This window comes from Saccharothrix xinjiangensis (assembly GCF_039527585.1).
In the GTDB taxonomy this organism is placed as follows: domain Bacteria; phylum Actinomycetota; class Actinomycetes; order Mycobacteriales; family Pseudonocardiaceae; genus Actinosynnema; species Actinosynnema xinjiangensis.
Window position 1 is genome coordinate 146,248 of the sequence record NZ_BAAAKE010000021.1, and the last position, 22,533, is coordinate 168,780.

The 22,533-nt window shown below is 72.9% G+C and carries 26 protein-coding genes; 11 read left to right on the forward strand and 15 right to left on the reverse strand.

Annotated features, from left to right (window positions below):
• Positions 1 to 317: 317 nt before the first annotated feature.
• Positions 318 to 995 carry an ArsR/SmtB family transcription factor gene (locus tag ABD223_RS31385; RefSeq protein WP_344040251.1) on the reverse strand — a complete coding sequence of 226 codons (678 nt, stop codon included), beginning with the start codon at positions 993 to 995 and terminating at the stop codon, positions 318 to 320.
• A gap of 296 nt (positions 996 to 1,291) precedes the next feature.
• On the opposite strand from ABD223_RS31385, the gene ABD223_RS31390 reads away from it, so the two are divergent.
• On the forward strand, positions 1,292 to 2,473 hold the full coding sequence (locus ABD223_RS31390) for an isocitrate lyase/PEP mutase family protein (RefSeq protein WP_344040252.1): 1,182 nt from the start codon (positions 1,292 to 1,294) through the stop codon (positions 2,471 to 2,473).
• A 184-nt stretch (positions 2,474 to 2,657) separates the two neighbouring features.
• Entirely contained in the window at positions 2,658 to 2,813 is a 156-nt protein-coding gene (locus ABD223_RS31395) for a DUF397 domain-containing protein (RefSeq protein WP_344040253.1), read from the forward strand.
• On the opposite strand, the gene ABD223_RS31400 is transcribed toward ABD223_RS31395, so the two are convergent.
• From ABD223_RS31400 to ABD223_RS31415, 4 genes are all read right to left on the reverse strand, one after another.
• Positions 2,810 to 3,943 carry an MFS transporter gene (locus tag ABD223_RS31400; protein WP_344040254.1) on the reverse strand — a complete coding sequence of 378 codons (1,134 nt, stop codon included), beginning with the start codon at positions 3,941 to 3,943 and terminating at the stop codon, positions 2,810 to 2,812. The genes ABD223_RS31395 and ABD223_RS31400 overlap by 4 nt on opposite strands.
• An 82-nt stretch (positions 3,944 to 4,025) precedes the next feature.
• A complete protein-coding gene (locus ABD223_RS31405; RefSeq protein ID WP_344040255.1) occupies positions 4,026 to 5,321 on the reverse strand; it encodes a PepSY-associated TM helix domain-containing protein in 1,296 nt (431 codons plus the stop codon).
• A gap of 66 nt (positions 5,322 to 5,387) precedes the next feature.
• Complete coding sequence (locus ABD223_RS31410) at positions 5,388 to 5,909, reverse strand: hypothetical protein (protein WP_344040256.1); 522 nt, start codon at positions 5,907 to 5,909, stop codon at positions 5,388 to 5,390.
• Positions 5,910 to 6,186: 277 nt separating this feature from the next.
• The gene (locus tag ABD223_RS31415) at positions 6,187 to 6,984 is read right to left on the reverse strand and encodes an NAD(P)H-binding protein (RefSeq protein ID WP_344040257.1); all 798 of its coding nucleotides are present in this window, start codon (positions 6,982 to 6,984) and stop codon (positions 6,187 to 6,189) included.
• A gap of 61 nt (positions 6,985 to 7,045) precedes the next feature.
• On the opposite strand from ABD223_RS31415, the gene ABD223_RS31420 reads away from it, so the two are divergent.
• Entirely contained in the window at positions 7,046 to 7,768 is a 723-nt protein-coding gene (locus ABD223_RS31420) for a helix-turn-helix domain-containing protein (RefSeq protein WP_344040258.1), read from the forward strand.
• Between the two features lie 32 nt (positions 7,769 to 7,800).
• Here the strand turns inward: ABD223_RS31420 and ABD223_RS31425 are convergent, their stop codons facing one another.
• The 4 genes from ABD223_RS31425 to ABD223_RS31440 all read right to left on the reverse strand — a co-directional run bounded on the left by ABD223_RS31425 (position 7,801) and on the right by ABD223_RS31440 (position 11,423).
• Positions 7,801 to 8,307, reverse strand: coding sequence for a GNAT family N-acetyltransferase (locus ABD223_RS31425; RefSeq protein ID WP_344040259.1), 507 nt, complete (start codon positions 8,305 to 8,307; stop codon positions 7,801 to 7,803).
• A 9-nt stretch (positions 8,308 to 8,316) separates the two neighbouring features.
• Positions 8,317 to 9,534: an MFS transporter gene (locus ABD223_RS31430; RefSeq protein WP_344040260.1), complete on the reverse strand. Its 1,218-nt coding sequence runs from the start codon at positions 9,532 to 9,534 to the stop codon at positions 8,317 to 8,319.
• A 153-nt stretch (positions 9,535 to 9,687) separates the two neighbouring features.
• Positions 9,688 to 10,887, reverse strand: a complete 1,200-nt coding sequence (locus ABD223_RS31435) for an RNA polymerase sigma factor (protein WP_344040261.1) — start codon at positions 10,885 to 10,887, stop codon at positions 9,688 to 9,690.
• A gap of 107 nt (positions 10,888 to 10,994) precedes the next feature.
• Positions 10,995 to 11,423, reverse strand: a complete 429-nt coding sequence (locus ABD223_RS31440; RefSeq protein ID WP_344040262.1) for a YciI family protein — start codon at positions 11,421 to 11,423, stop codon at positions 10,995 to 10,997.
• Here ABD223_RS31440 and ABD223_RS31445 point away from each other — a divergent pair.
• Positions 11,413 to 11,619, forward strand: a complete 207-nt coding sequence (locus tag ABD223_RS31445) for a hypothetical protein (protein ID WP_344040263.1) — start codon at positions 11,413 to 11,415, stop codon at positions 11,617 to 11,619. The genes ABD223_RS31440 and ABD223_RS31445 overlap by 11 nt on opposite strands.
• On the opposite strand, the gene ABD223_RS31450 is transcribed toward ABD223_RS31445, so the two are convergent.
• The 3 genes from ABD223_RS31450 to ABD223_RS31460 form a co-directional block, all read right to left on the reverse strand.
• The gene (locus ABD223_RS31450; protein ID WP_344040264.1) at positions 11,568 to 12,407 is read right to left on the reverse strand and encodes an SDR family oxidoreductase; all 840 of its coding nucleotides are present in this window, start codon (positions 12,405 to 12,407) and stop codon (positions 11,568 to 11,570) included. The genes ABD223_RS31445 and ABD223_RS31450 overlap by 52 nt on opposite strands.
• Before the next feature lie 91 nt (positions 12,408 to 12,498).
• Positions 12,499 to 12,942 (reverse strand): DoxX family protein, encoded by a 444-nt coding sequence (locus tag ABD223_RS31455; protein ID WP_344040265.1) that lies wholly within the window; start codon positions 12,940 to 12,942, stop codon positions 12,499 to 12,501.
• A 24-nt stretch (positions 12,943 to 12,966) separates the two neighbouring features.
• Positions 12,967 to 13,737, reverse strand: coding sequence for an MSMEG_6728 family protein (locus ABD223_RS31460; RefSeq protein ID WP_344040266.1), 771 nt, complete (start codon positions 13,735 to 13,737; stop codon positions 12,967 to 12,969).
• Positions 13,738 to 13,932: 195 nt separating this feature from the next.
• On the opposite strand from ABD223_RS31460, the gene ABD223_RS31465 reads away from it, so the two are divergent.
• The 4 genes from ABD223_RS31465 to ABD223_RS31480 all read left to right on the forward strand — a co-directional run bounded on the left by ABD223_RS31465 (position 13,933) and on the right by ABD223_RS31480 (position 17,697).
• Positions 13,933 to 14,580: a TetR/AcrR family transcriptional regulator gene (locus ABD223_RS31465; protein WP_344040267.1), complete on the forward strand. Its 648-nt coding sequence runs from the start codon at positions 13,933 to 13,935 to the stop codon at positions 14,578 to 14,580.
• Between the two features lie 170 nt (positions 14,581 to 14,750).
• The gene (locus tag ABD223_RS31470) at positions 14,751 to 15,746 is read left to right on the forward strand and encodes an LLM class flavin-dependent oxidoreductase (RefSeq protein ID WP_344040269.1); all 996 of its coding nucleotides are present in this window, start codon (positions 14,751 to 14,753) and stop codon (positions 15,744 to 15,746) included.
• A gap of 15 nt (positions 15,747 to 15,761) precedes the next feature.
• Positions 15,762 to 17,051 carry an NtaA/DmoA family FMN-dependent monooxygenase gene (locus tag ABD223_RS31475; protein WP_344040270.1) on the forward strand — a complete coding sequence of 430 codons (1,290 nt, stop codon included), beginning with the start codon at positions 15,762 to 15,764 and terminating at the stop codon, positions 17,049 to 17,051.
• A gap of 10 nt (positions 17,052 to 17,061) precedes the next feature.
• On the forward strand, positions 17,062 to 17,697 hold the full coding sequence (locus tag ABD223_RS31480; protein ID WP_344040272.1) for a ThuA domain-containing protein: 636 nt from the start codon (positions 17,062 to 17,064) through the stop codon (positions 17,695 to 17,697).
• 4 nt (positions 17,698 to 17,701) lie between these two features.
• On the opposite strand, the gene ABD223_RS31485 is transcribed toward ABD223_RS31480, so the two are convergent.
• Entirely contained in the window at positions 17,702 to 17,878 is a 177-nt protein-coding gene (locus ABD223_RS31485; protein ID WP_344040273.1) for a DUF397 domain-containing protein, read from the reverse strand.
• Entirely contained in the window at positions 17,850 to 18,707 is an 858-nt protein-coding gene (locus tag ABD223_RS31490) for a helix-turn-helix domain-containing protein (protein ID WP_344040274.1), read from the reverse strand. Before ABD223_RS31490 ends, ABD223_RS31485 begins: the two co-directional genes overlap by 29 nt.
• Before the next feature lie 287 nt (positions 18,708 to 18,994).
• On the opposite strand from ABD223_RS31490, the gene ABD223_RS31495 reads away from it, so the two are divergent.
• Positions 18,995 to 19,552, forward strand: coding sequence for a DddA-like double-stranded DNA deaminase toxin (locus ABD223_RS31495; RefSeq protein WP_344040275.1), 558 nt, complete (start codon positions 18,995 to 18,997; stop codon positions 19,550 to 19,552).
• The gene (locus ABD223_RS31500) at positions 19,540 to 19,944 is read left to right on the forward strand and encodes an Imm1 family immunity protein (RefSeq protein WP_344040276.1); all 405 of its coding nucleotides are present in this window, start codon (positions 19,540 to 19,542) and stop codon (positions 19,942 to 19,944) included. Before ABD223_RS31495 ends, ABD223_RS31500 begins: the two co-directional genes overlap by 13 nt.
• A gap of 19 nt (positions 19,945 to 19,963) precedes the next feature.
• Here the strand turns inward: ABD223_RS31500 and ABD223_RS31505 are convergent, their stop codons facing one another.
• The gene (locus tag ABD223_RS31505; protein ID WP_344040277.1) at positions 19,964 to 21,232 is read right to left on the reverse strand and encodes an ROK family transcriptional regulator; all 1,269 of its coding nucleotides are present in this window, start codon (positions 21,230 to 21,232) and stop codon (positions 19,964 to 19,966) included.
• A 149-nt stretch (positions 21,233 to 21,381) separates the two neighbouring features.
• Between ABD223_RS31505 and ABD223_RS31510 the strand changes: the two genes are divergently transcribed.
• Positions 21,382 to 22,533 (forward strand): ABC transporter substrate-binding protein (locus ABD223_RS31510; RefSeq protein ID WP_344040278.1); only part of this gene is annotated, 1,152 nt, incomplete at its 3' end.

The following is a 22,533-nucleotide window of genomic DNA, read 5'->3' on the forward strand; positions in this document are numbered from 1 at the left end:
GGGTTGACGGCCTGAGCTGGGGCTTGGCCGAGAAGACGACACGTACGTGGCACATGGACCGGGTTCGGGATCGATGTCAACGCCTCGAACGTTGCCGGAAATATGGAGGCGGCGAGGCGGGGGTGCGATGCGAATATGGGTGTGGATGCGGGTGTGGGTGTGGGTGCGGTGCGATGTGCAGGCCGGGGCTGAGAGCGGTGAGGGCCGGGCTGAGCGGTTGTCGGGCTGAGCGGTTGTCGGGCTGAGCAGACGTCGAGCATCGGGCTGAGCCAGCGTCGGGCCGAGTGGAGCGAGTGGGTCGGGGCGCGTTGAGCAGGTCAGGGTGTCGGTACGCCGAGCAGGTCACGCAGGCCTTCCTCCCCAGCAGGCGTGAGGCGGACCGCCCGGCCGCTCCCCACTCCGCGCACCCAACCCCGCTCAAGCAGGTGGGCGCACAGGTACGCGCCCGCCGCCCCCGCGAGGTGGGAGCGGCGCTCCGTCCAGTCCAGGCACGCCCTGGCCGGCGCACGACGGGCCGTTGGACGGAACCCGAGGCCGGCGAACCAAGCCAAGCCCTCGTCGGTGACCGCGCACGAGTCGGTGAGCAGGCCGCAGTCGGTCATGGTGTCGGTGATGGCCACGCCCAGGCGGCCCGCCAGGTGGTCGTAGCAGGTGCGGCCCTGGCGCAGGGACTGGTCGGCGGTGACGGCGCGCAGGGTGTTCGCGGGCTTCGCCGGGCCAAGGTAGGCGAGTAGGCCCTCCAGCAGTCGGGCTTGGTCGGGGCCTGCCAACTGGACGTAGCGGTGCCTGCCCTGCCTGCGCTCGACCAGCAAGCCGCCGTCCACGAGGCGGGTCAGGTGCTCGCTCGCGGTGGACGGTGCGACGCCTGCCTCGGTGGCCAGTTCGCCGGCCGTCCACGCTCGGCCGTCCATCAGGGCCAGCAGGAACCGCGCACGGCTGCGGTCGGCCAGGAGGCCGGCCAGGGTCGCGAGTTCGTCGGCTGCCACGGGCGCCATTGTGGCCGGTGGATTGTTCGGCGCCCGCCGAAGTGAATCGGATCTACGTTGGCGCCGTGGTGGATCACGGAGTGCTGCTGGACGAGGCCTACGTCGTGCCGTCGGGGGCGCAGGGTGGGGCGGGGGCGAAGGGTGGGGCGGGTGGGGTGGGAGCGCAGAGCGGGGTGGTGACCGAGGGGGCGCCTCGGCCCGGGGAAGGGTCGGGGATCGCTTGGTTGCGGTCGCGGGTTGTGCGGTTCAGTGAGGGGGCCGACCACGCGCGGCGGCGCGGGGTTGTCGTTCGGGTGTTGTCCGGGGTGGACCCGGCGGATCTGCGGCGGCCCGGTGACCCGGTGGCGGTGCTGGCCGAGGCGCTGGGCGTGCCTCGTTCGGTGACGCGGGACGTGACGGCGGTGGCTCGCTGCTACCACCCGCACGTGCCGGTGGAGCCCGGGGCGGACGGGGCTGTCGCGCGGCTGGTCGCGGCGTTCGGCGGGGTGTGGGACGAGGAGACGGCCAACCGCATCGGGCTGCTGGTGCAGGCTTGCGCCGCCACCCGGGCGCTGATCGCGGGTGCCGAGCCGCCGGTGCCGGTGACGCGGCGGGTCGCGCCCGGTGGCGAGGTGGTCGAGGTGGACCTGAGGGGTGCGGAGTTCGGCGCCGGGCGGCACGCCTGTCCCGGGCGGGAGCACGCGTTGGCGCTGGCGGAGGGCGCACGGCTGTTCCACCGGCTGCACGACGACTTCCTGGTGCTGCCCAACGCCTGGGACTTCGCGTCGGCGGCCGCGTTCGTGCGGGCCGGGTTCCCGGCCGTGGGCACGACCAGCCTCGGCGTGGCGGCGGCGCACGGTCTGCCGGACGCGGCCGGGGTGGCGCGGGAGGAGGCGGTGGCGCTGGCGCGGCTGCTGGTGCGGCTGCCCGTGCCGATCACGGTTGACGTCGAGGCCGGGTTCGACCGAGCCGGGTTCGGCCGGGCCGGGGCCGCCTGGGCAGGGGGCGGCGGCGACGTGCGCGAGTTGGCCGCCGAGCTGCACGAGCTGGGCGTGGCCGGGGTGAACGTGGAGGACGGGCGGGGCGACCGGCTCGCCGACCCGGCCGACCACGCGGCGGTGGTGCGGGCGTTCAAGGAGGCCGCGCCCGGACTGTTCGTCAACGCCCGGGTCGACGCGCACTGGCTCGGCGTGGACCGGGGCAGCACGCTCGACCGGGCCCGGCGGTACGTGGACGCGGGCGCGGACGGGGTGTTCGTGCCGGGGCTGCGGGACGAGCGGGGGATCGTGGAGGTGGTGGCGGCGGTGCCGGTGCCGGTGAACGTGCTGGCGCAGGGTGACGTGGGCCGGTTGCGGGAGCTGGGGGTGCGGCGGGTCAGCACCGGGTCGCTGCCGTTCCGGGCGGCGCTGGGCGCGGCGGTCCGGACCGCGCTGGCCGTGCGGGACGGCGGGCGCGATCCGGACGAGGTGCCGGGGTACGCGGAGGTGCAGGGGCTGCTCGACTTGTGATGCCCGTGCCGGACCTCGTCGGAGGCGAACGACTCTTCGTGCGCTGTTGAATTCCTCCCACGTGCGAGCAGCTCCCGAACGCTGTTTCGTGGCGAACCGTCCAGTATGGACAGTCTTGTTCCTCGCCGGTTCTTCGGCTGCCGGTGGTCCGGGGCGACCGAAGCCGCTCCGACGACGTGGAGCAGTGCATCAGAGTTCGGCGTCCGGGAGCCACGATTGTGTCGAGGTGGCCCTTGCCGCAGACGCCGCCTTGGTCCGTCACTCCCGTAATATTGCGGGAACGCCGTTGTGTTTCTCGTCGGCGGCATGGGCGGCATTCCTCGGCTCGCTGCGGCATTAGGCACGTGAGCCTCTCGACGGTGCGGTGTGGAGCAGCAGTGCCAACAGGAGCACACCCAGCGCCACACCGCTCACCCCACCCGTGACCCACGCCCCGTACACGCCCAGCGCGAACACCTCGCTGCCCAACCCGGCCACCGACGTCACCGTGGCCCGCGCGCCACCGGTGATCCGCTCCTGCAACCGCGCTTCCGCCGCCACCCACACCAGCCGGTACGCGCCGTAGAACAGGGCCACCGCCACCAGACCCGCCGCGTGCCCGGCCGCACCCGCCAAGGCCAGCAGCACCGCCGCGCCACCCAGCAACGCCCCCAGCGGCGCCCCCGACAGCAGCCGCGCCCCACCCAGGGCCGCGCCCGCCGCGCCGACCAGCGGAATCGCCAAGGTGGCCAACGGCACCCACGCGACGGGCACGCCCCAGTCACGCGCGACCAGCGGGAAGTACTCCTCGAACGCGTCAACAGCCGCCAACGCCGCCACGAGCAGCACCGCCGCCCGGACGCCCGGCGCGCGCACCGCCTCGGACAGACCCGACCGCAGCACGGCCAGGTAGCTCTCCGGCTCGGGGCGCGGCGTCTCCGGCAGCCGGGTCGCGACGAGGGCCGCGGCCAGGCACGTCGCCACGCTCACCCACCCCGCCAGGGCGAAGCCACCGGTCGCGAACAGGACCGCGGCCAGCACCGCGGCCGGGATCTGGGCCAGCAGGCCGACCGCGGTGACGCGGCCCAGCACCCGCCCGAACGCCGACTCCGCGCCGACCGCGGCGAGGCCGTCGTGCAGCAGGGCTTCCAGTGCGCCGGAGGACAGCGCGCCGCCGACGCCCCACAGCGCGAAGCCCAGGGCGAAACCGGTGAAGCCGGGCGCGGTCAGCCACAGGGCGTAGCCGGCGGCCTGGCACACGCCGGCGGCGACGACCGACCAGCGGCGGGAGAACCGGTCCGCGAACGCGCCGAACGGCACCTCCGCCACCACCGCGACCGCGGACCAGATCGCGAACAGCGCGGAGACCTCGACGTCCGACAGCCCGGTGTCGGCGAACAGCAGCGCGTACAGCGGGTAGATCGGCACGGTGTCGGCCAGCGCCGCCCACCCCACCGCGAGGCGGGACAGCGGCCGGGCCGGGGGCGGCAAGGGGCGTCAACGGAACGGCACGACGCCAACCTAGCCACCGACGGCCCGGCCGTCACCGGGTTTCCACCCGGACCGGCCCGGGTCAGACCGGCTCGGACTCGGGTTCGGCCTGCCGCTCGTCAGCGTTCTTCCGCTTGGTCCCCAGCAGCACGTCGACGGCCAGGAACGCCAGCAGCGACACCCCGAACAGCGGCACGAACCAGCCGACCGCCACCGCCACCACGGCCACCACCGCCAACTGCCCCCGCGGCACCTTCCGCCACTGGCCGCGCGGCACCGGCCGGCCGAACCCGCGCGTCGGCCGGCGCAGCCACCACACCCGGTAGCCGAGCACGACCAGCGTCACCAGGCCCAGCCCGAGCGCGAGCAGCACCAGCTGGTTGGGCCAGCCGAACAGCACGCCCATGTGCGCGTCGATGCCCCACCTGGCCAGTTTCGCGGCCGGCGGGTAGTCGCTGAACCGCACCGTCTCCGCCACCTCGCCGTACACGATGGAGATCGCGTCGACCTGCGTGGGCCAGCCGCGTCCGATCTCGGTGACGTGCCACGGCATCCCGACCATCTCCGGCACGGTGATCTCGATGGTGGGCGCGTCGATGTCGCTGGAGGTCCGGGCGGTCTTCAGGATGGAGTCCACCTCGCCGGGGAACACCGGGATGGGGTTGCTCATGTCGTGGCCGGCGTGGTCGCCCGCACTGAGCGCGGGCGTGGACCAGTTCAGCGCCTTGCGCAGGTCGGCGACGTTCTCGCCGGCGTAGGTGGACCAGGTCAGGCCGGTCGCGGACAGGAACAGGGCGCCCACCAGCACCCACAGGCCGAGCGTGGCGTGCCGCTTGGTCGTGGGCTTGAGGCGCTGCGCGCGGCGGCGGCTGAACCACAGGAACACGCCGCCCAGCGCGACCACCCACAGCCAGGACGCGGCCAGCTCGCTGTAGAGCCGGCCGGGTTCGCCGAGCAGCAGGTTGCGGTGGACGGTGTCGATCGTGGTGCGCAGCGGCAGGACGCCGCTGGTGCCGTAGGTGTCGAGGGTGCCGACGACGGTCCCGGTGCCGGGGTCGACGAACACCGTGGGCCGCGCGTCGCCGCCCTCGTCGTTCGCGAACAGCACGCGCGTGGTGGCGCCGGGCTCGGGGGAGGGGCGGACCGCGACCCACTTGCGGCCCGGCAGGGCGTCCTGCGCGGCCTTCACCTGCTGGGAGAGCGGCACGGTCTGCTCGGAGGCGGGCACGCGCAGGTGGTCCTTGTAGATCCACGACTCCAGCTGCGGTGTCGCGGCGTAGAGCACGCCGGTCAGGGCGGCGATCAGCACGAACGGGCCTACCAGCACGCCCGCGTAGAAGTGGAAGCGCAGCACGAGGCCGCGCCAGGACTCGGTCATGGGGGAACTCCTAGGTGCGGGAGACGCCACCGCTCGGGCAGGGGCGGTGGTGCGGGAGAGGGCGACCTAGGAGACGGGTGGGCCGCGGCGCGGCACCGTGCGGCGGCGCAGCACCTCCGCCAGCGGCTGCGGCGGGTGGGCGGCGATGGGGATGCGCAGCGGCGCGACCGCGGGCGGCGGGCTCAGCCTGCGCGGCAGCACGGCCGCCACGGCGGCGGCCAGCCGGAACACGGCCTGCTCGAAGCCCGCGAGGGCGATGATGACGATGGCCGTGGCCAGGGCGTGGCCCAGCAGCATGGCGGGCGCGGGCACCAGCTCGCGCGGGTCGTGGGACAGCACGACGAGGAAGACGTGGGCGGCCACCTGCACCGCGCCGACCAGGCTGAGCAGTTCGCCGAAGCCGAGCTGCTGGTCGGTCAGCGGCAGGCACGTGCAGCCGATGGCCAGCGCGAACACCAGCAGGTGCGGCAGGGACGGCAGGTGACCGCCGCCCCCGGCGTGGGCGAGGACGGCCAGCAGACCGGTGGACAGCCCGACCGCGCCGCAGCGCACGGCGCGCGCGGCTCCGCGGGTCGCTGCTGGTGCCACGACTCAGCAGCGTAGCGGCGGAGGAGGTGTTGAAGAAGGGCTGTTGAGACGGGCCGTCCCCGTCCTGAACGTAGAACTCGGGGGTCCTGGACGTTCGACACGGTGGTCCTGAACGTTCGACTCGCGCGTTCTGGAGGTACGACTCGCGCGTTCTGGGCGTACGACTCGCGCGGCCGGAACGTACGACTCGCGGTGTCCGAGTGGAGGACACGTGATGTCCGAGTGGAGGACACGCGCAGGGGCGCGTGTTGTTGGTTGGGCACCGCGAGTCGTCCGGTCAGGGGCGGGGGTAGCGGTCCCGGGCCCAGGTGGCGTAGGTGCGTGCCGGGCGGCCCAGGACTTCGGGGACGTCGGTGGTGGTGATCGAGCCCGCGCCGGTTCGGACCGCGGCCACGGCTTCGGCCAAGGCGGGGGGCAGGGCGTGCAGGGGTACGTCTGCTGTGGACACGGGGCGGTTGAGGACGGTGGCCAGGATGGCGGCTTGCGCCGGTGCGCTGAGGAGTTCCGGGCCGGTCAGCGTGTAGGTCCGCCCGTGGTGGTCGCCGGTGAGGGCGGCCACCGCCACCTCCGCCACGTCGCGGGGGTCCACGACGCCCAGTTCCACGTCCCCCAGGGGGTTGGGCACCGGTTCGCCGGCGGCGATCAGCGGCGCCCACTGGAGCGAGTTCGACGCGAACAGGCCGGGGCGCAGCACGGTCCACTCGGGGAAGGTCGTGGTCCGCTCCTCGCCGGGGCGGTGCAGCTCGGTGACCGGGCCCACCGGCATCACGGACAGCTTCACCACGCGGGTGGTGCCCGCCCGTTCCGCCGCGTCCAGCAGGGCCCGGTCGTAGGCGGGCATCACGTCGGTCCCGGGACCGAGGAGGAAGAGCGTCGACGCGCCCGCGAACGCGGCGTCCAGGGAGGCCGGGTCGGTGTGGTCGCCGCGCACGTGAGCGCCGGTGGAGGTGTGCGGTGGGGAGGTGCGCGGTGGGGGAGGGGTGCGGGTCAGGGCGCGGAACGGGGTGCCGCGGGCGGCGAGCAGGCGGACCACTTCGCGGCCGATGGTGCCCGTGGCGCCGGATATGACGATCATGGGATCAGCCTCGCGCCGGGGTGGGGGAATCTCTTGGAGATTTCGGCGGTTGTGGAGCCCTGTGGACGAGCGACTGCGACCCTGGGTGACCGGCATCGCCTCTCGGACGTTCGCCGATGACACGTACGTGCAAGCGCCCGACACCGCCACGACCATCGTGCTGTGCTCCGCGTCGGAGGGGATGCACGTGGTCGGGCCGCGGGACACCGCTCGCTACTACGCGGCGCGGGGAGGAACGGGGGCGCGGCGGACTGCGGTTCGGTTGACGCCGGGGCGGGCGCAGGCCCTGCTGGACGTGCCGGTGGACGAGCTGGTCGACCGGGTGGTGCCGCTGGGTGAGTTGTGGGCCGGAGTCGGGGGAGGGGCTGCGGGCGGAGGCTGGGGCGGGGCCGGGGGCGGCGGTTCGCGGGACGCTGCCGCGTTGGTCTCGGTCGTGCTGGAGCGGGTCGCCTCGGTCGACCCCGGGCCGTCCGAGTTGGTGCTCGCGGCGGCGCGGTTGTTGCGCGTGCGCGGGGTGGCGGAGACGGCGCGGGCGCTGCACGTCAGCGAGCGGCAGTTGCGGACGGTGTTCACCAGGGCGGTCGGGTTGTCGCCCAAGCGGTTCGCGCGCGTGGATCGGGTGCGGCGGGTGGTGGCGCGCGGTGGGCACGGCGGGTGGGCGCGGGTGGCGGCTGAGCTGGGGTACTTCGACCAGGCGCACCTGATCGCCGAGTTCCGGGCCGTGATGGGGGTGCCGCCCGGGGCTTACCTGAAGGGGGACCTGCCGGCGGCCACGTTCTGCTGAGCGGGTGGGCGGGGGTGGCGGGGGAGGGCGGGTCAGAGGGGGCGGGCGAAGAAGAGGGCTGTTTCGCCCTCCGCCGGTGTGGACCGGTAGAAGGTGGTGTCCAGGCCGCACAGGGTGAACCCCATGCGCTGGTAGGCGCGCACCGCGGGCACGTTCACGCTCGACGTCTCCAGCCACAGCGTCCGCAGTCCCAGTTCGCGGCCGTGCGCGGCGGCCCGTTCCACCAGGGCCCGGCCGACGCCCCGTCCCCGGTGCCCCGGCGCCACGGTGAGCTGCCGGACGACCAGCCGCCGGTGCCACTCGACGACCTCCAGCGCGACGAAACCGCGCACCCGCGGCCCGTCGGCGGCGACGAACACGTCACCGGGGGGCTCGTCGTCCGGTGGGAAGACCTTGGTCAGCGGCGGGTCGACGGGGACGGCGCGCAGGGTGAGGCGCTCGGGTTCGGCGAGCACCTCGAACACGGTGTCCGTGGTGAACGAGTCGTCCAGCCGGGTCAGCCGGTCCAGGTCGGCGGGTCGGGCCGCGCGCAGCTCCACGACTTGAGGCTAGAGGCGGGCGGTGCGGACGGAGGAGCAGGTGATCGCCACGGCCTGCGCGACCAGGCCCCCCACCGCGATCCACAGCGCGGTCGCCATGCCGAGCCGGTCGGCGAGCAGCCCGCCCAGCGGCGCGCCGAACACGATCATGGCCCGGTTGAACGACCGCATGGTCGCGTTCATCCGGCCCTGGAGGTGGTCGGGGGTGACGGACTGGCGGTAGCCCATCTCCACCGGGCTCTCCAGGCCGATCGCGAAGTAGAAGACGAGCTGCGCGGCGCACAGCAGCGCGAACCCGCCGGTGGTGGACGTGGCGAACGGCAGCAGGACGTAGGCGGCGGGTGAGAGCCAGCGGCCGGCGAGCATCACCGGGCCCTCGCCGAACCGCCGTCCCGCCGGACCGGACAGCGACGCGCCGAGCACGCCGCCGACACCGCCGACCGCGAACGTCACGCCGAACAGGAACGGGTCGAACGCCAGCACGTCCAGCACGAACACGGTGTAGATCGCGCCGACCATGGCGGAGCAGAAGAACCACGCGTGCGTGGCGATCGCGAGCGGGCGCAGCACGGGGTGGCGGTAGATCCAGCGCACCCCGTCGCGGATCTCGCCGCGCAGGTCGCGCTTCGCCGGGACGGGTTCGGGTTCCGCGGTCCTCAACCGGGCCAGCACCAGACCGGAGACCAGGTAGGTGAAGGCGTCGAAGAGGAACGCGAGCGGCCCGCCGACCAGCTTCACCAGCGCGCCGCCCGCCAGCGGGCCGAGGCCCTGCGCCGCCGACCTGGTCTGCTCCAGCCGGGCGTTGGCGTCGGTGAGCTGCGCGGTGGGCACGAGGCGGGGCAGGAACGACTGGTGCGCCGCGTCGTGGAACAGCGACAGCGTGCCGAACACCATTACGATCGCGGCGAGCAGCGGCAGGGTGAGGGCGCCGGTGAGCGCCAGCACCGGGATCAGCGCCAGCACCGCGGCGCGGGCGAGGTCGGTGCCGATCAGCAGCGGCAGCCGGCGGCGGCGGTCGACCAGGACGCCCGCGACCAGGCCGAGCAGCAGGTAGGGCAGCCAGCGGGCCGCCTCCAGCAGACCTGCGACGGTGGCGGACGCGCCGAGCGTCAGCACGGCCACCGCCTTGAGCGCGAGCGTGGTGACGTGCGTGCCGGCCAGTGACACGGTGTCGGCGGTCCAGAAGCGGACGAACTCGCGCTGCCGACCCAGTCTGGTGTGCGTCATGTGCTCCCCCTGCCCACCCTGCCAGACGGGGTGATCAGGGGAAAGCAGGTTCCGCCCGGCGAGCGCCCGGTGGCGGGTGCGGTTGGCGTGCGGGGCCGGTTGGCGGGCGGCGCCGAGCGCGGCAGCGGTGGGCGGCTCGGGTGAGCCCGGCGCTCAGCAGGCGGCGGCGCGGTCGAGCAGGAGCTTGCGCTCGCGCTCGTTGCGGGTCAGGTCGGCGGCCCGCTCGAACTCCGACCGCGCCTCGGCGGACCTGCCCAGCTTCACCAGCAGGTCGCCGCGCACGCTGGGCAGCAGGTGGTAGTCCCGCAGCACGGGCTCCTCCAGCAGTTCGTCGACCAGCTCCAGCCCCACCGCCGGGCCGAACGCCATGCCGATCGCCACCGCGTGGTTCAACGCCACCACCGGCGACGGCGTGACCAGCGACAACGCCTCGTAGAGGCCCGCGATCCGGATCCAGTCGGTGTCCTCGGGCACGCGTGCCCGCGCGTGGCAGGCGGCGATGGCGGCCTGGAGGGTGTACGGGCCGCGCGGGCCGGGCGTCGACTCCGCCCGTTCCAGGGCGGCCAGCCCGCGCCGGATCAGCAGCTGGTCCCACCGGGCCCGGTTCTGCTCCAGCAGCAGCACGGGTTCGCCGTTCGGGCCGACCCGGGCCCGGGACCTGGAGGCCTGGATCTCCATCAGCGCGACCAGCCCGTGCACCTCGGGTTCGCGCGGCGCCAGGCCCGCCAGCACGCGGCCCAGGCGCAGCGCGTCCTCGCACAGCGCCGGGCGCATCCAGTCGTCGCCCGAGCTGGCCGAGTAGCCCTCGTTGAAGATCAGGTAGATCACGCCGAGCACGGACGCCAGGCGGGCGCCCCGTTCGTCCTCCGCCGGGACCTCGAACGGGACGCCCGCCTTGGCCAGGGTCTTCTTCGCCCGCACGATCCGCTGGGCGACGGTCGGCTCGGGCACCAGGAACGCGCGGGCGATCTCCGCGGTGGTCAGGCCGCCCAGCATCCGCAGGGTCAGGGCGACCTGCGCCTCGGTGGACAGCACCGGGTGGCAGGCGGTGAACACCAGGCGCAGCACGTCGTCGTCGATGTCGCCGACGCCGGTGCTCGCGTCCGGCGCGTGGTCGTGCCCGGTGTCGCGGCCGACCTCCTCCAGCTTGCGCCGGTAGTTCTGCGAGCGGCGGATGAGGTCGATGCCGCGGTTCTTGGCGGCGGTCATCAGCCACGCGCCCGGGTTGCGCGGCACGCCGGTCTCCGGCCACTGCTCCAGCGCGCTGACCAGCGCGTCCTGGGCCAGCTCCTCGGCCAGTCCCACGTCCCGCACCATCCGCGCCAGACCGGCGATGAGGCGGGCGGACTCCATGCGCCACACCGCCTCAACGGCGCGACGCGCGTCGGTAGCCATCACGACCCGGGATCAGATCAGCTACCGACGCGCGTCGGCAAGGCGGGTGGCCCGGCACGGGCCGGTCAGCCCTTGGCGCGGTCCTCCAGCTCGGCCCGCAGCTCGTTCTCGCGGTCGACCAGCTCCTGCGGCGCGTTCTCGAAGTCCTCGGAGCTGAAGACCTGGCGGATCTCGATCTGGGACTCGGCGCCGGTGGGGTTCGGCACCCGCTTGACCCACTCGACGGCTTCCTCCAGCGACTTCAGCTCCAGCAGCCAGAAGCCCGCGATCAGCTCCTTGGTCTCGGTGAACGGGCCGTCCACCACGGTGCGCTGGTCGCCGGAGAAGTACACCCGGGTGCCGTTGGAGCTGGGGTGCAGCCCCTCGCCGGCCAGGAGCACGCCCGCCTTGACCAGCTCCTCGTTGAAAGCGCCCATCGCGAGCAGCTCCTCCTCGGTCGGCATCGCGCCGGCCTCGGTGTCCGCGGTCGCCTTCACGATCACCATGAAACGCATCGTCTTCTCCGTTCGGTTCGTCCAGCCGGTACATCCTGGCCTCTACTACCGCGACGAACGGGCGGAACGGAGGATCGACACCACCCGCGATTTTTCTTCAAGATTTTTTACCGACCTCCTGACCTGCTGTTTCGTCGTCAACGGTCAGACGATGGGCTTCCCGCCGGTGACGCCGACCACCTCGCCGGTGATGTAGCTCGACTCGCCGGACGCCAGGAACACGTACAGCGGGGCCAGCTCGGCGGGCTGCCCGGGCCGCCCCAGCGGCGTGTCCTCGCCGAAGCTCTCCACCGCGTCGGGCGGCATGGTGGCCGGGATGAGCGGCGTCCACACCGGACCGGGCGCGACGGAGTTCACCCGGATCTTCCGGTCGGCCAGGTTCTGCGCCAGGCCCTTGGTGAAGTTGACGATGCCGGCCTTGGTGGTGGCGTAGTCGAGCAGCTGCGGCGACGGCTGGAAGGCCTGGATGGACGACGTGGTGATGATCGTCGAACCCTCGCCCATGTGCGGCACGGCCGCCTTGCACAGCCAGAACATGGCGTAGAGGTTCGTCTTCAGCACCCGGTCGAACTGCTCGGTGGTGATGTCGAGCAGGCCGTTCTCCTGGGCCATCTGGTGGGCGGCGTTGCTGACCAGGACGTCGATGCCGCCGAACTCCTCGACCGCGCGGGCCACCACGGCCGCGCACTGGGACTCCTCGACCAGGTCGCCGGGGACGGTGACGGCCTTGCGCCCGGCGTCCTCGATGAGCCGCGCGGTGTCGCGCGCGTCCTTCTCCTCGGCGGGCAGGTACGAGATGAGCACGTCCGCGCCTTCGCGCGCGAACGCGAGGGCGACGGCCCGGCCGATGCCGGAGTCGCCGCCGGTGATCACGGCCCGCTTGCCGGTGAGCCTGCCGGAGCCCCGGTAGGTCGCCTCGCCGTGGTCGGGGGTCGGGTGGACGTCGTCGGTCAGGCCGGGGTGTTTGATCACGGTGTCGGACATGACCGCAGGGTGCCCACGCTCCGGCGCTTCGAACACGCGTCGGCGGCGCGCCCCGGAAGTGGGACGCGCCGCCGCGACGGGGGCAGGGGGCTTACCGGCGGAAAGCGCGCCCGAGGGTGAAGGCGCCCGGCCCGAAGACGGCCAGCAGCAGGAACACCCAGCTGTAGACGGCGGCCAGTTCGCCCGCGTTGTGGATCGGCAGCAGCGCCTCCGGCTGGTGCACGACGAAGTACGCGTAGGCCATCACGCCGGACAGCACGAACGCGGCCGGTCGGGCGGCCACGCCCAGCAGCAGCAGGACCGCGCCGGCCAGCTCGATGACGCTGCCGTACCAGCCCGGCCACGAGCCGAGGGGGACCGCGCCGCCCTGGCCGTCGACACCGCCGAAGAAACCCAGGCCCATCAGGCCGTGGAAGCCGAACAGGAACGACACGACGATCCGGAAGACGCCCAGGACGACGTCGTTGCGCTTCGCGGTGCGGGCGTCGGTGTTCTCGTTGGTGGTGCGGGCGGCGGTGTTCTCGGTGGTGGTCATGTCCAGGTCCCCTCTGCGGTGGTCTCACCCCTGCGTCGAACGGGGACCCGGCGGGATCGACACGTCCGCCGAACTTCTTTCCAAGATTTTTTCGGGCGCGGGGGCTTCGAGGGTGAACCTGCTGGTCGGAGGGGGCAAGGGCTGCCCGCGGCGGAAGAACCGGACCTGGCGCGGGTCCTCCGCCTCGGCCCGCATCGCCTCCAGGTCGGCCTCCGTGGGCACGCGGGCGACGGACGGGCCGGGCCGGTGGTCCAGCGGCGGCGCGGGCGGCAGGTGCTCGTCGGGCAGCGGCGGCAGGTCGAGCCGCCAGGCGATCAGGCCGGGCGTCCCGGGCACCTCCTCCGGCTCCGGGTACGACCGGCCGGGCCAGACGTAGGGGACATCGTCGGGCACGCCGGGGAACTGCGGGCCGTAGTGCTCCGGCTCCTTGCGGATCAGGGAGGACTGGTGGCTGCGGTGCAGGTCCTCGTCGCCCAGCCACGGCGGCAGCAGGCCCTCCTCCAGGCACCACGACCACGTCGGCTCCCGCCCGCCGTTGTAGTCGAGCAGGACCGCGCGCACCCCGTCCCGGTGCCCGCGCCGCCGCCACTCGTCGCACACGGCCACCCCGTAGGCGACCAGGGCGGGGGTGAAGCCGCGCCACATCACGACCGCCGGGTGCCGCTTCCAGCCGTACTCGGGCCAGACGAGCGCGCGGAGCACCTGGAGCGTCTCCACCCGCTGCTTGCCGAGCCTGCGGGTGTCGAGGGCGGCCGCGCTGCGGCCGAACGTGGCGCACGGCAGGAACGTCTGCACCGGTCCCGTTTACCCGGTTGGGCGCGGATCAAGCGCCTCGTCGCCACATCGGGTGGTGGGGGAGGGGAAGGGGAGGAGGGAAAGGGCGGATGCGGGTGGCGTCCGGCCGGCGGTGGTTGGTCGTGGGCGGGTCGGGGCAGGCGGCCGGTTTCGTCGCGGGCGGTTGGCGGAGTGGCGGGCGGTTAGGGTGGCCGGGTGGAGTTCCAGCGCGCCCGGCGGCCCGAGCAGGTCGAACAGCGGCGGCGCGCGATCCTCGGTGCGGCCCGCGACCTGCTGCTGGAGCGGTCCCTCGCCGACATCAGCCTGCGCGAGCTGAGCTGCCGCGTCGGCCTGGCCAAGTCGAACGTGCTGCGGTACTTCGACAGCCGGGAAGCCGTCTTCCTGGAGGTGCTCGACGCGGAGTGGTCCTCCTGGCTCGACGCCCTGGGAACCACGCTCCCCACCGACCGCGACGAGGTGGCCGTGGCGACGGCGATCGCGTCGTCCCTGGCCGGGCGGCGGATGTTGGGCGCGCTGCTGGGCGGTGCGGGCGCGCTGGAGCGCAACATCACCGTCGACACCGCCCGCTGGTTCAAGGGCCGCGCGGGCGCGCACTCGACGCGGCTCGCCGACCTGGTGCGCGCCCGCCTGCCGGTGCTGGACGAGGCCGGGGCGCGGCACTTCGCGGACGCGGTGGTCGTCATCGCCGCCGGGCTGTGGCCACGGGCGGAACCGACCGAGGCGGTGGCGGTGGTGCTGCGCGAGTCGGGGTCGGCCGAGCCCGCCGAGGCGTTCGCGGCCGGGTTGACCGAGGCGCTGGTCAACCAGCTCGTCGGGCTGGTGGCCCGGTCGGCGAAGGGCTGACGCACCCGCACCGGGACCCGCACCTGCACCGGGACCCGCACTCGCGCCGGGGACCCCGCCGGTTATTCCCGCGATCGCCCGCGAACCCCACCTTCCCACCCTCTGGTCGCCCCTCCGCGCACCCCTCCGACCGACGCAGAATCCCGGTGGAGCGACCGAAAGGGGCGGCAATGGGAGACGGCTTGCACCTCGCCGTGGCGCTGGACGGGGCCGGCGACGCGCGGCACACCCCGGGTTACTGGGTGGACCTCGTGCGGGAGGCCGAGCGCGGGCTGCTGGACCTCGTGACGATCGAGGACGACCTCGGACCGGACGGCCGGCTGGACGCCGTGCTGGTCGCGGCCAGGGTGGCGCCGCTGACCAGCCACATCGGCCTCGTGCCGACCGTGGTCACGACGCACACCGAGCCGTTCCACGTGTCCAAGGCCATCGCGACCCTGGACTACGTGAGCACCGGCCGCGCGGGGGTGCGGGTGAAGGTCTCGGCCGACCCGGGGCACGCCGGGCACTTCGGGCGGCGCGAGGTCACCCCGGACGACCTGCCCGCGCTGCTCGTCGAGGCCGCCGACCACGTGGAGGCGCAGCGGCGGCTGTGGGACAGCTGGGAGGACGACGCGGAGATCCGCGACGTCGCCACCGGCCGGTTCGTCGACCGCGACAAGCTCCACTACGTCGACTTCGAGGGCGACTTCTTCAGCGTCAAGGGACCCTCGATCACGCCGCGCCCGCCGCAGGGGCAGCCGCCGGTGGCGGTCCTGTCCCACGAGCCCGCCGTGCTGGACCTCGCGCGCCGCGCGGCCGACATCGTCTTCACCACGCCGCACGCGCTGGACGAGGCAGTGGCGCACGCCGCCGACGCCGCGCCGCTGCACCACTTCGCCGACCTCGCCGTCGACTTCGGCGGCAGGACCGGGACCGGCTCGCCCGACGCCCTCGTGTTCACCGGCACGCCCGCCGGGCTGGCGGACCTGCTGGCCGAGTGGCACGCGGCGGGCGTGCGCGGGTTCCGGCTGCGGCCCGCGTCGCTGCCCGACGACCTGTCGGCGATCGTGTCCGGGGTGGTGCCCGAGCTCCAGCGGCGCGGCCTGTTCCGCACCGCGTACACCGCCACCACGCTGCGCGGGCACCTCGGCCTGCCGCGCCCCGCCAACCGCTACGCCGCCTGAGAGAGGAGCCGCGTGATGCCCAAGCAGGTCCACCTCGCCGCGCACTTCCCCGGCGTCAACAACACGACCGTGTGGAGCCACCCGGACGCGGGCAGCCACATCGAGTTCTCCTCGTTCGCCCACCTCGCCCGCACCGCCGAGCGCGCCAAGTTCGACTTCTTCTTCCTCGCCGAGGGCCTGCGCCTGCGCGAGCAGGCCGGGCTGATCTACGACCTCGACGTGGTCGGCAGGCCCGACACGTTCACCGTCCTGTCGGCGCTGGCCGCCGTCACCGAGCACCTCGGCCTCGCCGGCACGATCAACTCCACGTTCAACGAGCCGTTCGAGGTGGCGCGGCAGTTCACGTCGCTGGACCACCTGTCCGGCGGGCGCGCCGCGTGGAACGTGGTGACCTCGTGGGACGCGTTCACCGGCGAGAACTTCCGGCGCGGCGGCTTCCTGCCGCAGGAGCAGCGCTACGCGCGGGCCGAGCGGTTCCTCGACGCCGCCACGGCGCTGTTCGACTCGTGGCGCGACGACGGCCGGTTCGCCTACCGCGACGAGCACTTCGACATCTCCGGCCGCTTCGGGCTGCCGCGCTCGCCCCAGGGCCGGCCGGTGGTCCTCCAGGCGGGCGACTCCGACGAGGGCCGCGAGTTCGCCGCCGCCAAGGCCGACGCGATCTTCTCCCGGCACGCCGGCCTCGACGCGGGCCGCGCCTTCTACGCCGACGTGAAGGGCAGGCTCGCGAAGCACGGCCGCCGGCCCGAGGACCTGGTCGTGCTGCCCGCCGCCACGTTCGCGCTGGCCGACACCGACGCCGAGGCGCACGAGCTGGCCCACGAGGTGCGGCGGCAGCAGGTCAGCGGGCAGACCGCGATCAAGGTGCTGGAGCAGCTGTGGAACCGCGACCTGTCCGCCCACGACCCGGACGGCCCGCTGCCGACCGTGGACCCGCTGGTGAGCGGGGAGGACCACATCGCGCGCGGACGGGCGAGCGTGCGGATGCACAAGGACCCCGTGGCGGTGGCGCGGCAGTGGCGGGAGCTGGCCGAGGCGAAGAACCTGTCGATCCGCGAGCTGGTCATCGAGACGAGCGCGAAGCAGACGTTCATCGGCTCGCCGGAGACGGTCGCGGCGCAGGTCGACGAACTGGTGCAGGCCGACGCCGCCGACGGGTTCATCCTCGTGCCGCACGTGACGCCCGGCGGGCTCGACGACTTCGCCGACCGCGTGGTGCCGCTGCTCCAGGAACGCGGCGTGTTCCGCACCGAGTACACCGGGCCGACGCTGCGCGACCACCTCGGGTTGAGGCCGCTGCCCTAGGGTGAGGGGTGTGAAGGCACTCGTGGTTCGAGGTGGCTGGGACGGGCACTCGCCGGTGGAGGCGACGGACGCGTTCCTGCCGTTCCTGCGCTCGTCGGGGTTCGCGGTGGACGTGTCGGACACCCTGGAGGCCTACGACGAGGGGTTGCGGGCCTACGACCTCGTCCTCCAGTGCTGGAGCGACGGCGAGCTGACCGAGGAGCAGTTCGGGCACCTGGAGGCGGCCGTGCGGGCGGGCACGGGCCTGGCCGGGTGGCACGGCGGGCTGGTCGACGCGTTCCGGCACTCGCGCGGGTACATGCGCATGGTGGGCGGGCAGTTCGTCGCCCACCCCGGCGACTTCGTGGAGCACCGGGTGGACGTCGTGTCGACCCACCCGGTGGTGGCGGGGCTGAGCGGGTTCACCGTGCGCACCGAGCAGTACTGGGTGCTGACAGACGGGTTGAACGACGTGCACGCGACCACGACGTTCGCCGCCGAGGAGCCCTGGCACGCGCCGCTGACCGTGCCGGCGGTGTGGACGCGGCGGTGGGGCGCGGGACGCGTGTTCGCCTGCACGCTGGGGCACTTCCCGGCGGACCTGGAGGTGCCCCAGGTGCGGACGATGGTCGAGCGCGGCCTGCTGTGGGCAGCCGGCCGCGAGTGAGGTGTCAGCGCGTGCCTTCGAGGAACGCGCGCCAGGCGGTGGGGGAGAAGGTCAGGCGCGGGGCGGTGTTCTTGGAGTCCCGCACACCCACGGACACCGGCTCGAACGCCACCTCCACGCACTCCGTATTCGCGCCGCCGCTGTAGCTGCTCTTACGCCACTGCCTCGCCTCCGGGTGCACTCTGTTCCTCCCGCAGTCGGTCGTAACGGTCCGCCCACTTGGCGAACACCAACCGCGATTCTTCCTCACTCAGAGCCACCAGGTCGAGGTCGTTGCAGCACTGGCGGAACCGGTTCGTGGTCTCGAACTCATCCGAGAACAGCGCTACAGGCCCGCCATCGAGGTAAGAGACCGGTGGGTGGTCGTCGAAGGTCATGAAGCTGAAGGCGGAGTTCAGCGACGCCGGCAGCGCGGCCGCGAACGTCACCAACCGCACGCCACCCCGGAACAGCAGTTGCAGCATCTGCTCGTACATCACCTGGGGGCAACCCACCGCACGCATCAGGGCCGCCTCGTGGATGAAGAAGCGGCCCCATGGCGCCCGGGGCTTGTTGAAGATCTCCTGCCGGGCCATCCTCTCGATCACCCGGTGCTCGCCGTTCGTCGTTCCGATGAGTTCACGTGCGTAGTCCGCTGTCTGGAGGAGGCCGGGAACCATGAGGATCTGGTAGGACCAGATGACCCTGGCGGTCTGCTCGTGCAGGAGCAGTGCGCGCAAGGCATCGGGCACCGCGAGTTCATGTTCGCGGACGAGATGACCTGTGCTCGACTCCTCCGCCAAGGACATGATGTGGTCGTAGGTGGACTGGTCGGCGCGGAGGTGGCCGACGTAGCGGGCGATGTCCACCGCGCTGGTGCCGCGCGTCCCGCGCTCCAATTTCGATATCTTCCCGGCCGACCACCCCAATTCTTCGACGAGATCTCCGAACTTCAGTTCCGACTCGTAGCGGGCGCGGCGGAGGGCGTCGCCCAGCTCACGACTGAGCGCATTCGACATGCGTGAATCCATGCGGGCACGCTAAGACTGTCCCGCCGGTCTCTACCAGCCTCAACCGGTTTTTCCACCCCATGGGGCCACAGTTGTACCCGAGGGGCGGACGGTTCCCGATCGCTTTTGTTGCGCCGACGCAACAAAAAGAGCGGTAACCGAGTTAATCGGCACCGGGGCAAGGCGTTCACCCGTGACGGAACACCCGGCCGCGCCGCGAACAACCGCACCCGGCCTCCCACGGGCGGCTGTTGCGGGCCTCACCGCCTTGCTGCGGGGTCGAGAAGGGGAGGGAACCGGAGGCGGCGGTGCTGCTCTCGCGGTTCACCCGGGTGGTGGACGGCTGCGCGGGCCACCTGCGACCGCTGCTCACCGAGGCCCTGGGAGCAGCCGGGGACATCGCAACCCGTCTGACGGGAGGAGCCGCACCCGATCCGCCCGTGGTCCCGCCGGAACGGATCGAGCAACTGCGCCGCGAGTTGCCACCTCCGATCGCACGTGGCGAGCGTGGCCGCAAAACACACGGCCGCTGGTTCGACTCCAACGGCAACGCCGAACCGATCGTCAGCGGTGAGGATGCCGATTCCGACGCGGCCGACGCGATGCTGAAGGACACGGGAATGCGCGCCGCGTCGACCACGACGGCGGACGTGGAGATCAAGCTTGCCGCGCGCATGGTCCGTGACGGGATTCGGCACGCCACGGTTTTGATCAACGACACCCCGTGCGTCGGGCGCTTCGGTTGTGACACCCTCGTCCCGATCCTGCTCCCGGCGGGGGCAACGCTCACCGTGCACGGCATGAATGCCAAGGGTGAGAGGTTCCGCAAGCGGCACACAGGAGGTGCCAACCCGTGGTGGCGCTAGAAGCGTGGTTCGACAGGGAAGCGGAAGGGCCGACCATCGTGCACACCCCGGCCGAATTGGACGCGGTGTCGGACACCGTGGCCGGTTGGGCGGGGCCCAACACCGTTCAACTGCTCATCGCCGAGGACCCGGGCCGCGCGATCCTGGACGTGGGGTTGGACGCCGAGTACGCGCGCGGAGTCCTCTGCTACTCCGGCCCCGACGCGCCGGATGGGCTTATGAGTAAGGGCTCGGACACGGCCGAGGAGCCGCCTCTCTACTACTTCACCGGGTCGGACACCGAGTTCCCCGTGGACGCCGAAATCCCCCTCGCCGAGGTGCGCCGGGCCGCGCACGAGTACCTGGGCACCGGGGGCGCGCGGCCGGCCGGGATCGAGTGGCAGCCGCGCTGACCGGCGCGAACCCCGGCCCTCAGGCCCCCTCGGACAGCGGCGCGGGTTCGGAGTCGGCCAGGTTCTCCGGCAGCCTCAGCCCCTCGTGCAGCGGCACCAGTTCGGACTGGAGCACCAGGGCCGCGCCGCCGATCGCCGACGCGGTGGCGGCCGACCGCGACAGCCGCACGTCGACCCGGTGGGCGGCTCGGGAGAAGAACGCCCGGTCGAGTTCGTCGCGCACCACCGGCAGGTAGACCGAGCCCGCGATGGCGAAGCTCGGGCCGGTCAGGACCAGGACCTCCAGGTCCATGATGTTGGCCAGGGTGCGGGCGGCGGTGGCGATGTACCTGGCCGAGCGCTCCAGGATGGCCAGCGCGGACGGGTCGCCCCGGCGGGCCGCGCGGCTCACCGCGGCGAAGTCCGACGAGACGGACTTGGGCCTGCCGGTGAGGCCGGCGGCGCGGGCGAGGGCCGCGTCGGCGCGGGCGGCGGCGACCACGGCGGCCGGGCCGGCCAGGACCTCCACGCAGCCGCGCGCGCCGCACCAGCACTCGGGGCCGTTGGCGTCCACGCAGATGTGGCCGATCTCGCCGGCGTTGCCGCTGGTGCCGCGGTAGGTGATGCCGTTGATGACCAGGCCCGCGCCGATGCCCGTGCCCATGTAGATGGCGGCGGAGATGGCGGTGCCGCCGATGCCGCCCGACCAGTGCTCGCCGAGGGCGGCGGCGGTGGCGTCGTTGTCGAGCACGACCGGCAGCGCGGTGGCCCGCTCCAGCGCCTGGCCGAGGGGGAAGTCCTCCCACTTGCGCATGGACGGCGGGGTCAGGCCCATGCCGGTGGCCGAGCTGAGCGGACCGGGTGAGACCAGGCCCAGGCCGAGGACGCGGTTGCGGTCGACGCCGACGCCCTCGATGAGCGCGTCCACCTCGTTCGCCATGCGCTCCACCACCGCCTGCGGCTCGGCCGCGCCCGCGCCGGCCCTCGTGATGCGCGCGACGACGGAACCGCCCAGGTTGGTGAGCACGTAGGTGATGCCGGCGTGGTCCAGGTGCACGCCCACCGCGTACCGGGAGGAGTGGTTGAGCTGGAGCAGCACCCGCCGCTTGCCGCCGGTGGACTCGGCCCGGCCGGTCTCCACCACCAGGCCCTCGTCGATGAGCTTGCGGACCACGGTGGAGATGGTCGCGCCGGTGAAGCCCGTGGCGTTGATCAGCCCCACGCGGCTGATGGTGCCCGCCGCGCGGATCACGTCGAGCACGGCGGCCTTGCTGCTCGCGTGCTGGGTAGCCCGCGCAGGTCCGCTCACGTGGCCTCCGTCTTGGTTCGCTCGTCGGACGAAGGGTAGCAACTTGACCCGCAGATGAAGGAGAGGTGTTGACTTCGTTTCTTCATTGACTTAACAATCTGCCTCAACGCGGGACCGCGGCCGGTCCTGGGCCAGGAGAGGAATCAACGATGTTCCTGAAGGCAAGGCGCTCCTCACGGGCGCGCACGGTGGCGGCCGGGCTGGCCGCGGTGGCCGTGCTGGCGACCGCGTGCGGCGGGTCGAACAACTCGGGCGGCGGCGGCGAGAACGCGGACACGCTCATCGTGTACACCGGCCAGTCGGGCGACTGGCAGCTGAACTTCAACCCGTTCGCGCCCTCCACGCTGGAGGGGCCGGGCACGATCTTCGAGCCGCTGTTCTACTTCAACCGGCTCCGCACCGTCGACCCGCGCCCGCGCCTCGGCAAGTCCTACGAGTGGAACGCCGACGGCACCCAGCTCGACATCGAGCTGCGCGACGACGCGAAGTGGACCGACGGGGAGAAGTTCACCGCCCAGGACGTCGTGTTCACCCTGGACATGGTCAAGAAGAACCCGTCCATGAACGGCACGGGCTACAAGGGCGAGGCCACCGCGGTCGACGACACGCACGTCACCGTCAAGTTCACCGAGCCGTCCTTCATGGAGGGCCCGCAGGTCCTCGGCGCGATCTACATGGTGCCCGAGCACAAGTGGAAGGACATCGCGACCCCGGCGACGGACGTCGTCAACCAGCCGGTCGGCACCGGGCCGTTCCTGCTGGAGGAGTTCAAGCCCCAGGCGTTCACGCTGAAGGCGAACCCCGGCTACTACGCCGGCGAGCCCGCGCTGAAGAAGGTCCGCTACGTCGCGCTGTCGGGCAACCAGTCCGGTGAGGCCGCGCTGCGCCAGGGCCAGATCGACTGGCAGACCGGCCCCGTGCCGGACATGGCCAACATCGAGAAGAACTACCCCGGCTACAAGGGCATCACCTTCCCGATGAACCAGGCCGCCCTGTTCACCTGCTCGAACGCCGAGCTGGGCTGCCAGGGCCCGCAGACCGACGTGGCCGTCCGCAAGGCCGTCTACTACGGGATGAACCGCACCCAGATCAACTCCCTGGCCTTCGAGAACACCGCCAGCGAGATCTCGCCCGGGTTCGCGCTGCTGGAGCGCGACAAGGAGGTCATCTCCGGGGAGCTCCAGGAGAAGACCGCGCCGATGCAGCCGGACGTGGCCAAGGCCACCGCGGCGCTGGAGTCCGCCGGCTACGCCAAGGGCTCCGACGGCATCTACGCCAAGGACGGCAAGCCCGTGGCCATG